General features: G+C 38.4%; 12 protein-coding genes. 9 read left to right on the forward strand and 3 right to left on the reverse strand.

The genetic code is table 11. The features are described from left to right. The first annotated feature begins 167 nt into the window (after window positions 1-167). From ACFSTH_RS16570 to ACFSTH_RS16590, 5 genes are all read left to right on the forward strand, one after another. Window positions 168-2,327, forward strand: a complete 2,160-nt coding sequence (locus ACFSTH_RS16570; protein ID WP_377774938.1) for a DNA topoisomerase III — start codon at window positions 168-170, stop codon at window positions 2,325-2,327. A 168-nt stretch (window positions 2,328-2,495) separates the two neighbouring features. Then, window positions 2,496-3,176 carry a YheC/YheD family protein gene (locus ACFSTH_RS16575; protein ID WP_377774937.1) on the forward strand — a complete coding sequence of 227 codons (681 nt, stop codon included), beginning with the start codon at window positions 2,496-2,498 and terminating at the stop codon, window positions 3,174-3,176. 264 nt (window positions 3,177-3,440) lie between these two features. Then, window positions 3,441-3,593: a sporulation histidine kinase inhibitor Sda gene (gene sda / locus ACFSTH_RS16580; protein WP_377774936.1), complete on the forward strand. Its 153-nt coding sequence runs from the start codon at window positions 3,441-3,443 to the stop codon at window positions 3,591-3,593. 386 nt (window positions 3,594-3,979) lie between these two features. Continuing rightward, window positions 3,980-5,173, forward strand: a complete 1,194-nt coding sequence (locus tag ACFSTH_RS16585) for an NAD(P)/FAD-dependent oxidoreductase (RefSeq protein ID WP_377774935.1) — start codon at window positions 3,980-3,982, stop codon at window positions 5,171-5,173. Beyond that, complete coding sequence (locus ACFSTH_RS16590; RefSeq protein WP_377774934.1) at window positions 5,174-5,425, forward strand: hypothetical protein; 252 nt, start codon at window positions 5,174-5,176, stop codon at window positions 5,423-5,425. It begins immediately after the preceding gene. Window positions 5,426-5,554: 129 nt separating this feature from the next. Here ACFSTH_RS16590 and hemQ read toward each other — a convergent pair whose 3' ends face one another. Beyond that, complete coding sequence (hemQ, locus tag ACFSTH_RS16595; protein ID WP_377774933.1) at window positions 5,555-6,301, reverse strand: hydrogen peroxide-dependent heme synthase; 747 nt, start codon at window positions 6,299-6,301, stop codon at window positions 5,555-5,557. A gap of 162 nt (window positions 6,302-6,463) precedes the next feature. On the opposite strand from hemQ, the gene ACFSTH_RS16600 reads away from it, so the two are divergent. The 3 genes from ACFSTH_RS16600 (at window position 6,464) to dnaI (ending at window position 9,488) form a co-directional block, all read left to right on the forward strand. After that, entirely contained in the window at window positions 6,464-6,766 is a 303-nt protein-coding gene (locus ACFSTH_RS16600) for a YuiB family protein (protein ID WP_377774932.1), read from the forward strand. A gap of 148 nt (window positions 6,767-6,914) precedes the next feature. Beyond that, window positions 6,915-8,480 carry a helicase DnaB gene (locus tag ACFSTH_RS16605; protein ID WP_377774931.1) on the forward strand — a complete coding sequence of 522 codons (1,566 nt, stop codon included), beginning with the start codon at window positions 6,915-6,917 and terminating at the stop codon, window positions 8,478-8,480. 24 nt (window positions 8,481-8,504) lie between these two features. Further along, on the forward strand, window positions 8,505-9,488 hold the full coding sequence (gene dnaI, locus ACFSTH_RS16610; protein ID WP_377774930.1) for a primosomal protein DnaI: 984 nt from the start codon (window positions 8,505-8,507) through the stop codon (window positions 9,486-9,488). Window positions 9,489-9,568: 80 nt separating this feature from the next. Here the strand turns inward: dnaI and ACFSTH_RS16615 are convergent, their stop codons facing one another. Further along, window positions 9,569-9,718: a YqzM family protein gene (locus ACFSTH_RS16615; protein ID WP_377774929.1), complete on the reverse strand. Its 150-nt coding sequence runs from the start codon at window positions 9,716-9,718 to the stop codon at window positions 9,569-9,571. Window positions 9,719-9,850: 132 nt separating this feature from the next. Between ACFSTH_RS16615 and uvrC the strand changes: the two genes are divergently transcribed. Further along, the gene (uvrC, locus tag ACFSTH_RS16620; RefSeq protein WP_377775005.1) at window positions 9,851-11,659 is read left to right on the forward strand and encodes an excinuclease ABC subunit UvrC; all 1,809 of its coding nucleotides are present in this window, start codon (window positions 9,851-9,853) and stop codon (window positions 11,657-11,659) included. A 135-nt stretch (window positions 11,660-11,794) separates the two neighbouring features. Here uvrC and ACFSTH_RS16625 read toward each other — a convergent pair whose 3' ends face one another. Then, complete coding sequence (locus ACFSTH_RS16625; protein ID WP_377774928.1) at window positions 11,795-13,444, reverse strand: CPBP family intramembrane glutamic endopeptidase; 1,650 nt, start codon at window positions 13,442-13,444, stop codon at window positions 11,795-11,797. Between the last annotated feature and the right edge of the window lie 107 nt (window positions 13,445-13,551).

Consider the following 13,551-nt stretch of genomic DNA (forward strand, 5'->3'; position numbering starts at 1 on the left):
ATTCTCACTCCCCCCGCTTTATTATAGCAAGTAACAATAGTAAAATGCTAATCGATGGTGGCGTGCTCTTCTTTGCGTTGAAGTGGTATACTAGAAGTAGCGATAGAATTAGTAAGTACGATGATAAGTTATAATAAATGAAAATATAAAAGTAGGAGAATGAATATATGAAATCACTAGTATTAGCCGAAAAACCAAGTGTAGCAAAAGAAATAGCTCGTGTACTCGGCTGTACCCAAAAACATAAAAGCTATATTGAAGGTCCAAAGTATGTGGTCACGTGGGCGCTAGGACATCTTGTAACATTAGCAGAACCGGAAGATTACGATAAAAAATACCGCACATGGACACTAGAAGATTTGCCAATTGTACCAAAGCGGATGAACTTGAAAGTAATGCGTGAAACATCGCATCAATTTAAAGCAATTGCACAATTATGCAAACGACAAGATATATCGGAGTTAATTATTGCGACTGATGCTGGGCGTGAAGGGGAGCTAGTTGCTCGCTGGATTATGGAATTAGTCCATTGGCGCAAACCGTTTAAGCGGTTATGGATTTCGTCACAAACTGATCAAGCAATTAAAGAAGGGTTTCAAAAGCTAAAAGATGGACGAGCTTATAACGATCTTTATGCATCGGCTGTATGTAGAGCAGAAGCGGATTGGCTAATTGGATTGAATGTGACTAGAGCACTTACGACGAAATACAATGCACAATTGGCGGCAGGGCGAGTACAAACGCCAACATTGTCGATGTTGATGGAAAGAGAAAAGGCGATAAAAAACTTTCAATCGCAGCCTTATTGGACGATAACAGCACAATTTGATCGCTTTCAAGCTACATATCGTCAGCAAGATACACAGGATGGAAGGATATGGAGTGAAGAAGAGGCAAAGGAAATTGTAAAGCGAATTGCTGATAATAGCCAAGTGGCGACCGTCGTTCAATTGCGGACAACCGAAAAACAACAGCCTCATCCACAAGCATATGATTTGACGGAATTGCAGCGGGATGCGAATAAAAAGTTAGGTTTTTCGGCGAAGCAAACGTCCAATGTATTGCAAAAATTGTATGAGCAGCATAAATTGGTAACCTATCCGCGAACGGATTCCAAATATTTGACGACAGATATGGTACCGACGCTTCCTGGTAGATTGCAAAGTATCGCAGTAGGTCCCTATCAAACATTAGCTAGAAAAGCGCTAGCTGGAAAAGTAACGATGTCTGCTCGTGTAGTTAATAACGAAAAAGTATCTGATCACCATGCGATTATACCAACGGAACAATTTGTGCAGCTAGGTCAATTAACGAATGATGAACGAAGACTGTACGATCTCATTGTACGCCGGTTTTTAAGTTTGTTTTTTAAGCCTTATCGATACGATGAGACAGCTGTTGTTATCCAAGCTGGTAACGATAAATTATACGCCAAAGGTAAAATCGAAAAAGATGCTGGGTGGCGAGCAGTTTATACAGAGAACAGTAGAGAGCTGGATCGAGAGGACGAAGAAGAGGACGGACAAGAAAACACATCTTCTCTAGAGCAACAGTCGTTGCCGCCACTCAAGCAAGGCGAGAAGCTCAAAATAAAACAAACGATGTATAAACCATTGCGGACGATGCCGCCCGCACGGTACACGGAAGCTAGCTTGCTAGCACAGATGGAAAAGTACGGTCTTGGAACGCCAGCGACGAGAGCTGATATTATTGAAAAGCTATTGCAAACAGATACAATTGACCGAACGAGCAATCGACTGCAACCAACAGGCAAAGGGGAGCAATTGATTGAACTGGTCGTAGATGAGCTGCGTAGTCCAGAACTAACTGCAAAATGGGAAGCAGAGCTGGAAAAAATCGCAAAAGGAAAAGCTGATCCAGAAAAATTTATCGTCGCTATTCGTCAGCAAGCTACGAAGTGGGTAGGCGAAGTAATTAGTACAACGAAACAATACAAACCGCATAATACAACCGGCAGTTTTTGTCCTGAGTGTGGAGAGGCTATGCTTGAAGTGAAAGGGAAACGTGGCAAATCATTTGTCTGTTCCAATCGAGAGTGTAGCTATCGCAAAGCGGCTGGACCAGTATTGCTGAATAAACGTTGCCCGCAATGTCGCAAAAAGATGGAAATGCATGACGGAAAAGCTGGGAAGTATGCACAATGTAAACCGTGTAACATTATAGAAATGTTGGATGAAGCGAAAAGTGGCAAAATAAATAAGCGAGAAGAGCAAAAGCTACTAAATAAATATAAAGATAATGCACCTTTAACTAATAGCTTGGCATACAAATTGAAAGCAGCGATGATGGAACAAAATAAAAAGTAGGTAATCATCATCACAAAAAGACAGTGTAGATTCGTGAACGAGCGAATTTATTCTGTCTTTTTTGCTGTGTTTCTAAATTAACGGCTAATAACCAGCGACAGCCATCCAAGAAAGTTTATGAGGTTGGACATATTGTAATAGTAAAGAGGGAGAAGGAGTGTGAAGATAATGACAGTAGCACGCGGCAGTGGACGAATACTTGCTAATAAAATGTCAAAAACGGACGTCTTAATCCGCAACCATGAAATTGCTAATCATATACCGCCTACAAAAAGATTCCATTCAAAAAACTTAATGGAAATGCTACAAACACATGGAATGGTTGTTATTAAACCGTTGGTTGGTTCAGGTGGAGCAGGTGTAATAAAAGTTGTGAAACATGCGAAAGGAACCTATTCATATACGTATTTATCCCGTACTCGTTCGTTTCAATCGTATGATTCATTATATAGAGCACTACGAGCTACAATGAAAAAGAAAAGATATATGATTCAAAAAGGAATTGACCTCGCAACTGTGAATGGCAGGCCGATTGACTATCGTGTAAAATATGTGAAGGAAAACGGCAGATGGAGATACAAAGCAATTGTAGGAAGGATTGCTCGTTCTGGCTTATTTGTAACCAATTTGCAGCGAGGTGGACGGCTCGTATCCGGATCAAAAGGAATTGCGTTATCACTAGGATCAAGTTACGTAAAAGAGAAAAAAGGTAAGATGCGTAAACTAACGGTGTTATCTACGAAAATACTAGAACAGCGATATCGTGGTATCAATCAACTGGGCTACGACTTTGGAATAGATAAAAGCGGTAAAATATGGTTATTTGAAGTAAATACGCGACCACAGTAGTAGTATATATAGTAAAAAGTGCGATAAAAAGTTTTATGGAGTTTTAGAATACAATTAAACTTTTCTATCAAGAAATTATACCCACACCTGTGGGTAACATTATCCACATAATCCACCTTGTTATTCTTCGTAATTCGACTATTGTTCACAAAATACGCACAGCATATCCACACTGGGTTGTGGATATGCTGCTTGTTGTCGATTGAAATTAATACATGATACTATGAATCTATCATTAACTTTGCCTAAAAGGAGGACAATCGTATGCGGCAGCTTTCTGATGAACTTCTTGTAGATACTTATCATGCGGCAATAGAATACCAACTTGATCCTGACTTTATATCACTTATCTATGCTGAGATTGAACGAAGAAGTGGAGATTCGGAGCAATTTACGTATCAAATGGTCGTCGTTTAATTATCATTAACATCTATGAATATAGCAATACCTTACCTGATAATAAATTAGATAGTTATATTATATGTAGAGTATCTTCTAAAGATGCTCTATTTGTTTTATTTACAAGTTCAAACGTGCTATATTTATAAGGAGCAATTTATCGGATAAAGGAGAGCATATTACTGTTTGTGTACAGTTCTAAACATTTTCGTATAAAATACCCTTGAATTTTGGCGAAAAACTCTGTAATATGTCTGATGTATGTTGTGATTAATTTCATAATAATTGTAGGCAACATGGAAGAGATTAAAAGATTAAATAGTATAATGTTAAAATTATGATCAAGATTGTGTAAAAATTCACAATCTTTTTACAGAAAATTAAAGAATGGAAGGGATCAAACGATGAGTAGCATACCCAAAATAGTTATCCTTGGTGCCGGATACGGTGGTGTACTTACTGCGCTTCGTCTTCAAAAAGAATTGAATTACAACGAAGCTGACGTAACTTTGGTTAACAAGCATGACTATCACTATTTTACAACCCATTTGCATATGCCTGCAGCGGGTACAGACAATCCAGAAAACGCACGAGTAAATATTTCGAAATTAATTGATGAGTTTAAAATTGATTTTGTGAAATCTACTGTTGTGCAAATTCGACCGCAAGACAAGAAAGTTATTTTAGAGGATGGAACTTTGTCTTACGATTATTTAGTGATTGGACTAGGTGGCGAGCCAGAAACATTCGGCATACCGGGATTAGCAGAACATGCGATGAGTATTCGTAGTATCAACTCCGTACGTTTGATCCGTGAACATATTGAATATCAATTTGCTCGTTACAAATTAGAGCCTCATCGAACAGACTACTTAACGTTTGTAGTTGGTGGTGCTGGATTTACAGGAATCGAGTTTATCGGTGAACTGGCAGATCGTATGCCATTACTATGTAAGCAATATGATGTAGATCCTAATTTAGTCAAAATTTATAACGTTGAAGCTGCTCCAAGTGCACTACCTGGGTTTGATCCGGAATTAGTGGAATATGGAATGGATGTTCTTGCGAAAAAGGGAGTAACGTTCCGCATTGGTACAGCGATCAAAGAATGTACGCCTAGTGGTGTAGTTGTCGGAGATAATGAAGAAATTAAATCTGCAACAGTTATTTGGACAGGTGGTATTCGTGGTAATCGTCTGATTGAAGAAGCAGGATTCGAAACGATGCGTGGTCGTGTAAAAATAAGTGACCATTTGCTTGCACCAGATAGCGATCATGTTTATATTATTGGTGATAATTCATTGATGTTTAACCCAGAAGGTCGTCCATATCCACCAACAGCACAGATTGCAATGCAACAAGGAGTAGTATGTGCGCATAACCTTGTAGCATCAATCCGCAACCAGCCACTGAAAGAGTTCACGTTTAGCAATAAGGGAACTGTTGCTTCACTTGGCAAAGGCGAAGCTATTGGTGTTGCTTTTGGCAAAAAGTACAAAGGTCGTGTTGCTTCTTGGTTGAAAAAAGCAATTGACATTCGTTACTTATTTATTATTGGTGGTATTCAACTTGTATTACGTAAAGGTAAGTTTCTATAAATGAGACATTGTAGTGTGCAAGTTCGTGGGTTGTTAACTAGAGATGAATTAGACCGATATAACGCTTTAATGGAAGTGGGTTCTTATTTAGAATCACAAACACGTTATGACTTAGCTTATACCGTTCAACATGAAGTTGATCTGCTCATTATGCCAGCGATTGAACGTCTAAAAGAAAAAAGTAGACAACGTGATCGAGACACAGCAGCTTATTTGGCTGAGAAGCAAGTGCCAGAAACAGACGAAGACTAAAGTTGCATCGTAATAAACTGCACATAAAAACACCTGTCTTAGCTATAAGTGTATAGGGCTGACCTATAGTTTATAGCTAGTGACAGGTGTTTTTGATTTATACCATTGCGTAATTGATGATAGTTCTCACTAAATGCGAAGTAATTGCTCTAGTTTATCGATGTCCAATATATTACCCACATAAAAATCGCCAAATTCCGCATAACGCGCACTAACTTCATCAAAGCGCATTTCGTAAATTAATTTTTTGAATTGTAGAGCATCGTCAGCGAATAACGTTACGCCCCATTCCCAATTGTCGAACCCGACAGATCCCGTAATAATTTGTCGTACTTTCCCAGCATAAGATCGACCGATTAAGCCGTGACTTAGCATTAATTTTTTACGCTCATCCATACTAAGCATAAACCAGTTGTCTTCGCCATCTCTCCGTTTATTCATTGGATAGAAGCAAATGTGATCTGCTTTAGGAAGCACAGGCTTCAATCTAGCAACAACGTGTGGATTTTCCATCGGATCTCCACCTTCTTTTGCCAAATAGTTACTTAATTCCACTACACTTACGTAAGAATAAGCAGGAATAGTATAACTAGCAAATGAAGTTTTGTTAAATGCTGTTTCAAGCTCATTTAGATCTTGCAACGATTCGCGCAGGTGCATAAAAACAATATCAGCTTTTTGTCCAACGATAGAGTATACGGCTGAACTTCCTTGCTTATTATTTTCTACTTCTAGCCATTCACTATAAAAAGCTTGTAGTTCATTTAAAGCGTCGGTTCGTTCAGCTGCACTGGCAAGGCGCCATTTGCTCCAATCTAATTTGCGAAAATCGTGTAATGCATACCAGCCCTCCAACGTTAAAGCGGCTTCATTCATCTATAATTAACTCCTCTCGTATGTAAACACTAATGTTACTATTGTACCAAAGGCGGAATGTAATGAGCAAATGGCGGTACTGTGACATTTATTTCAGGTGGATTGACTTCAATATTGCAATTGATTAAACTTAATTACGAGAGAAGGAAAGGGGCATATTGTATGGTTATTTACATTGTGCAGTTAATCATTGCTACTTTGTTGTTTTTTGTCATGTTATTTGGTATCGGTTTTATATTAAACATGCTACTAAAAACAACATGGTTTCCGGCAATTGCATTTATTGTAGTTTTAATAGTCGTTGCTATTTGGTCGCCTTGGGATACCGAAACATTTAACCCAACGTTTAATAATATAGGCGAATATACGATATATTATTTGCCAGTAATTGGGGCGATTATTGGAGCGTTTGTTAGTGGCTGGACGATAAAAGTATTGCGTGAAAAAGGATTTAAAATGTTTTAGTACATAGTGAATTATAAGAAACAGCTTCTGCATAAAATCGGAGGCTGTTTTGTTTTTTTGCTGTTATCTACTATTTTACAGAGGGCGCTATTACTATTGATTTATGATAAAATAGGAGGTAGTAAGTGAAGGATGGAGCTAAATAACTATGATTATATCTAATTTATTACATTTTACGGCACATCATCGTTTTTATATATTTCGTGATTTTTCAATGAGCCAATTGGATGGGAAAATGTTGTCCCAAATTTATCAACCGATGATCGGAGCATTTGCTATTGCTGTTTATCAGCAGATGTATCATATGGTGGCGGAAGGTAAGACAGGTTATTCTACTATAGAACCGCTACGCAAGTTATTACTTGGTGCTGGTTTAGAGATGAATGAAGCGAGTCGAAAATTTTTATTAGACCAAATGTCCAAGCTGGAAGCTATCGGTTTACTGCAATCTTATCGGTTAGCTACTGATGATGGCGGTGAAGTAATTTATGAGTTTGAATTAGTTGCTCCGTTATCACCGACAGACTTTTTTAGTACAGTACATTTAGCGATGTTATTACGTGATAAAGTAGGGAAATATGCTGTAATTGAGATGCGGGAATCTTTATCTTGTGCGGAGCCAGATGAATTAGCGCAAGCGGAGTTGATGAAAGAAAACTTGTCGATCCCTTTTTATGAACTATTTAAACTGAATACGCAATCGTTTGATTTGGAGTTGGAACAAGCACTGCAAGAAGTCGCGCCTACTCGTGAGAAAACAGCTGTTGTAGCTTCGCAAGAGCAATTTGTCATTCCTCCTACGATTACATATGGAGAGATTATACTGCGCTTTCCACGTGGCTCTGTTAATCGTCCGCATGTCGAAAAACTACGGATGCATACGGATATATTGGAACAGCTAAATTATGTAGCTTATAAATATCAGCTATCGGTTGTAGATATTTGTCGTATTTTGGATGAAGATGGTGTTTTTGGATCATTTGGAGAATTGCAGTTAGATGAAATACAGCTGATTGCCTCGCAAATGTATCGACAAGATTCTAAGCGGGAACAACAACAAGAAAAACGATTAGCAAAAACAGCAGTATTTCAAAATGAAGAAAAAGGTAATGAAAAGCTAGATAATGAGGAAGCAGCAGTAGAAGAAAAGTATTATTTGCAGGTGCCAGATCAATTAGCTACATATTGCGATATAAGTCAATATAATATGTTGATGCGTAATGAACCATGTACTCACTTTTTAAAAAGGTTTTTCCCAGGTGCAGTACCCCAATGGTTAGAGCAGCAGTTCGAGCATATCGACGTTGTGTATAAACTCGCAGAACCAGTCGTTAATGTGTTAATTCATTATGTTATAGGAGCCAATGATAGCAATCGCATTACGAAAAGCTTTATTGATGCCGTTGCTTCCAATATGTTAATTAAAAAAGTGACTAGTTTTGAGAAGGCAGTTATGTATGTTCGCGAACAAATAAAACTAGAGCTAATGAAAGAAGAACGGAAAGAAATAGCAAGTGGAAAGCGAAGTAAATCGACGAGTGGAGCTGCTCAAACGAGCGCTAACAAATATAATAATAAACGTAATCCTGTTCGAGCGAAACCAGAGATACCGATTATTTCTAGTGAGCAAGCCGCAGCTACTGCTGTTTCGGCAGATGAAATGATGGAATTGCGAAAACTAGCACGTAAGTTAACAGATCACAAAAATGGTTGAGTCGTATAAAGGAGTGATTAACAGGTGGATTCTTTAGGAAATATGCTACAAGGATGGAAGCAAGGGCAATCCATGATGGAACAAGCAGAACAAAAGATGAAAGCACTGGCTGAAGAACCACTGATTAAACAATTACGAGCGAAACATCCTCAGATCAATGACACTATTTTAAAACTACACATGAATAAACTATATCAACATGTTTCAGAATATCGTAATTGTTCCCATTGCCCGGGGCTTGATCTATGTCCGAATGATTATGAAGGGCATTATACGATGCTCTACGTCGATGAATCACAAGCACAAGTGCAAATAAACGATCGGAAAATTGCTTGTAAAAAGTTTAATGCTAGGCAAAAGGAAGAACATATTCGCAGTCGGATTCATAGTTTTTATATTGATGAAAAGTCGTTAAAGAAACGTTATTCGATTGAAGAAATATTAGACAATGATCCGGAACGTGTAAAAGCTGTTGGACAAGTGATGCGCTATATTCACAAAGTGAAGGAAGAAGGTTTATCAGCTCATGGTCTCTATTTGGCAGGTCCATTCGGAACAGGTAAAACATTTTTGATGGGCTATATGATGCATGAGCTAGCAGAAGCTGGATACTCGGGCGTTATTATTTATATGCCTGATTTTGTAGAAGATTTAAAACTACTGATGCATGATGCGATAAAATTAAAAGAAACGATAGATATGTTGAAAGAAACCGATGTACTCGTATTTGATGATATTGGAGCAGAAAATTTAAGCCCTTGGGTACGTGATCATATTATCGGAACGATATTGAACTACAGAATGGAACGCAAACCGACATTCTATACTTCTAACTATCATATGGCAGAGCTGGAGCGTCATTTTAGTTTTACGAATAGAGATGGCGATGAACAACATAAAGGTCAGCGATTGATGAATCGAATTGCGCCATATGTAGAAATGGTCATTGTAGCTGGTAGTAATAAGCGAGGTATGCCTGATTTGGGTAACGAGGAAGTGGGAGAATAACGCTGGGACATAGAAGAAGCCGGTGTGCGAATAAGCAGCGACCGGCTAATCTTCTTGTGACGTATGGTTGTGCGCAACAATTATGAAATGATGAATTTCACAACAACTGCTGCTACAAACACAATCGTCATAAAAGCAAACATACCACCAAATCCGAAAACAACGTCCCAGAAGTCATGACGCGGTTCCTGATTGTAATGTTCGCGTGGATCTTTTACGTTTTCCATCATTACGACCTCCTTTTACGAGCGATTGCTTCTCATAGTATACCCAACTATTAGAATACTTGTAAAGCATGTCAGTGACAAAAGTTAAATACAAATGAAAATAATTGTTATATTAATAATAAGGTGGGCAAAATGATGAATCATTACGAACATATTCAGCACAAGTTAGCGATATTGCCTGATCAGCCGGGTTGCTATTTAATGAAAAATAGTGATCAAGCAATTATTTATGTTGGCAAAGCAAAAGTGCTCAAAAATAGGGTACGTTCGTATTTTTCGGGAAGCCATAATACGAAAACACAAAAGTTAGTATCGGAAATTGTTGATTTTGAATTTATCGTTACAGCTAGCAATGCGGAGGCATTAATTTTAGAGTGTAATTTGATTAAACAACATCAACCACGCTATAACGTACTATTAAAAGACGATAAAACGTTCCCTTATATTAAAATTACGAATGAAAGACATCCTAGATTGGAAGTAACGAGACGAGTTATTAAAGATAAAGGCAAATATTTTGGGCCATATCCAAATGCCTATGCTGCACAACAAACGAAGAAATTACTAGATCGCCTATATCCACTACGTAAGTGCAATACGATGCCAGAAAAAGTATGTTTGTACTACCATATCGGGCAATGTCTTGCTCCATGCGAATATACGGTGGAACAATCTACTTATGATCAAATGGTACACGAAATTACGAGTTTTCTAAACGGTGGACAGTTGGTCGTTCGCAAAGAATTGGAACGGAAAATGGGAGTGGCAGCGGAGCAATTAGATTTTGAGCAAGCAAAAGAATATCGAGATCAATTGTTGGCAATCGATGCGACGATGGAAAAACAAAAAATTACGATGGCAGATGCGTTGGACCGTGATATTTTCGGCTATGCGGTTGATAAAGGGTGGATGTCTGTCCAAATTTTATATATGCGGCAAGGAAAGATGATCGAGCGACATGGAACAAGTTTCCCCTACTATGGTAATGAATATGATGATTTTATTAGTTTTGTTTCGCAATATTATAGTGAAAATCCTGCCTTGCCAAAGCAAGTACTATTGCCACGACCAGAAGAGGATGAGCAAGCCGAAGAAGTAGTTAGCGCATTGGAAAGTTGGTTGAAAATTAAAGTGCAGCTACCACAGCGAGGCAAAAAAAGTGAAGCGGTGGCGATGGCACAGCAAAATGCTACGCTAGTTTTAAATGAAAAGTTTCGCTTATTAGAAAGAGATGAAGATAGAAGTGTTAAAGCGGCACAAGCGCTTGCCAAGTGGCTGGGGCTGGATCAAGCAACACGAATAGAAGCATTTGATAACTCGAATATTCAAGGAACGAATCCAGTATCTGCTATGGTCGTTTTTGTGGATGGGAAACCGGCTAGTAAAGAATATCGTAAATACAACATTAAGACGGTGCAGGGCGCAGATGACTACGAAACGATGCGGGAAGTTATTCGCAGAAGATATGAGCGGGTATTAAAAGAGAACTTGCCTCAGCCTGACCTTATTGTAGTCGATGGAGGAAAAGGACAAATATCAGCAGCTTTGGATGTGCTGCACAATGAGCTAGGGCTATTTATTATGGTATGTGGATTAGTAAAAGATGATAAACATAAAACAGCACAGTTAATGGCTGGAGAGCCGCCGGCTATTGTTCCACTGCCACGTGATAGTCATGAGTTTTATTTGTTACAACGCATTCAAGAAGAAGTGCACCGATTTGCTATTACATTTCACCGTGCGCAGAGAGCAAAATCAATGGTTGAATCGAAATTGGATCAAATACCTGGCATAGGGGAAAAGCGTCGTAAAGCGTTATTAAAACATTTTGGCTCGCTTAAAAAAATAAGTGAAGCAACGGTAGAAGATTTTCAAGCAATCTCAATCGGTTCAGCACTGGCGACACGTATTTTAGAATCTTTGAATGACGATGGACAAGCGTAGAAAACAGAAGAAATTATCAATAGAATACTGCTTATGCAAAAGGCGCTATAATCATCCGTGTTGGTTAACGAATGGTTATAGCGCCTTGCCTATGAAACCATGTTTCTGTAGCTGCTAACCGATCTTTAAAGTTGTTTAAGATCGCTGTAGTGGTACTTTGCCTGAATTACGGCGCGTTCCATCCCATTTTCTCAAAAGGAAGGCGATAATAACGGGTAATATTAAAAAGAAGGTGGCAGATAATTTATCTGTCGTACTACCCATCATATACAGGCTGCTACTTACCGCAATTGTATTGAAAATGGCATGAGTAAAGACGGCTGTTGGAAATCCGTAACGAACGAAAATGAAGCTGAATAACAAACCGATGATGATCAATTCGATCAACCGTGTCGTCGCCGGATAGAATGGATACGTTACATGTCCAAGTGCCCAAAAAATAGTCGGTAATATCGCGGCAGCAAAAGTATTGCGGAACCACCGGCGGAATAATCCAATTCCAAATAAACGGAAAATAGCTTCTTCCGATATGGCTGCTGCCCAAGCTAATACAGGCATTAACCAAAGTACAGACATATTGTAAGGAGAAGTCGAAACGTCACTAGTACTCCAAGTACCGATAACTTTGCTTAGTATCCAAAAAATAACAGGTTGTAATCCTAACATAATGAAAGCAAACAAGTAGGATAAAATCATACTGCGCCATATATAGTTGCCGTAGCCTTGCTCTCCACGTTTTGGCCAAATACTTCGTTTCTGTACTCTCCATAATCCTTCACCTGCAAAGATGGAAATATAAACAGAAAAGGCCATCATAACAGTTAGTATAAACATCACGACAATCATTAATAATTTGAAAGGAGCAGAATTGGATGGTATAGCGCCTTCCAAAGCAAACATTCCATCGATCATATTTAAGTTCATAATGAGATAGGTAAGGAAGAAAATCGCTGTTAACATAATTCCATATTTAAACGATGTATACTGACGATAGACAATAGCATAAATGATCGCCAATATTGCTAAGACGATACTCATCAGTAAATAGCCGTACTGGCTTAACTGCATTGCTAACTTGTCTTGTTGCTTCACATAGGTAATATAATCATCCGGTGGAATAAAATTAGAAGCATATTTTGTTACAACAATCCGATCGTTAATTAACGCTGCTTGTGCAGTAACTTCCATTGTTGCTTCGCCAATGTTATAGCTGCTAGAGGTTGCTTTCCACAATCCATCTGGCGTTTGTTCCCATTGCTGTAATTGCTTTGGATGGAGATGATATCGTAATAGCTCACCTGTAATGGCATCGATTTGTGTTTGTTTGTCTAATGGTTTAGTTGCTTTTTCCTCATCTGTTTGCATGGATTGTAATTTTGGGAAGTGCCAGCCCACTATTTCGCCGCTATACATATGTACATCTACTGTCGGAGTTTCCTGCATACCAGCAATCGTCAAGCGAACTTGAAAAAAATCATTAGGAAAATGAGAGTCATATTGTTGGTCGTAGTTGGCAGTTAGTTTTTCTTTATCCAAATACCCAACAAACAACCGCTTTGATTGATGGATAGGCTTACTTGCACGAACAGTAACACCTAAATGTTGCTTCGCAAAATTAATTGCTTTTGTGCTAGCTTCTTGTTTGGAGATTGCTTTACCGCCGTAAGGATGCTCATTTGAATATTTGATTAACGGTATTATTTCAAAAGAAACAAACACAAGGCAGCTGATTATGGCAGCTAAAATATATTTTTTCCACTCTTTTTGACTTATGATCTCTGTCATCGACTCACCTCTAATATAAACTAAACGACCTATTTTACTTTATCATATTCTTCCATGAATATGCTAATTCCATCCGGAATCTTTTAGATACTGTTGGTAACAACAAT

The sequence above is a fragment of the Paenibacillus yanchengensis genome, from assembly GCF_042684845.1.
GTDB lineage: Bacteria > Bacillota > Bacilli > Paenibacillales > Paenibacillaceae > Pristimantibacillus > Pristimantibacillus yanchengensis.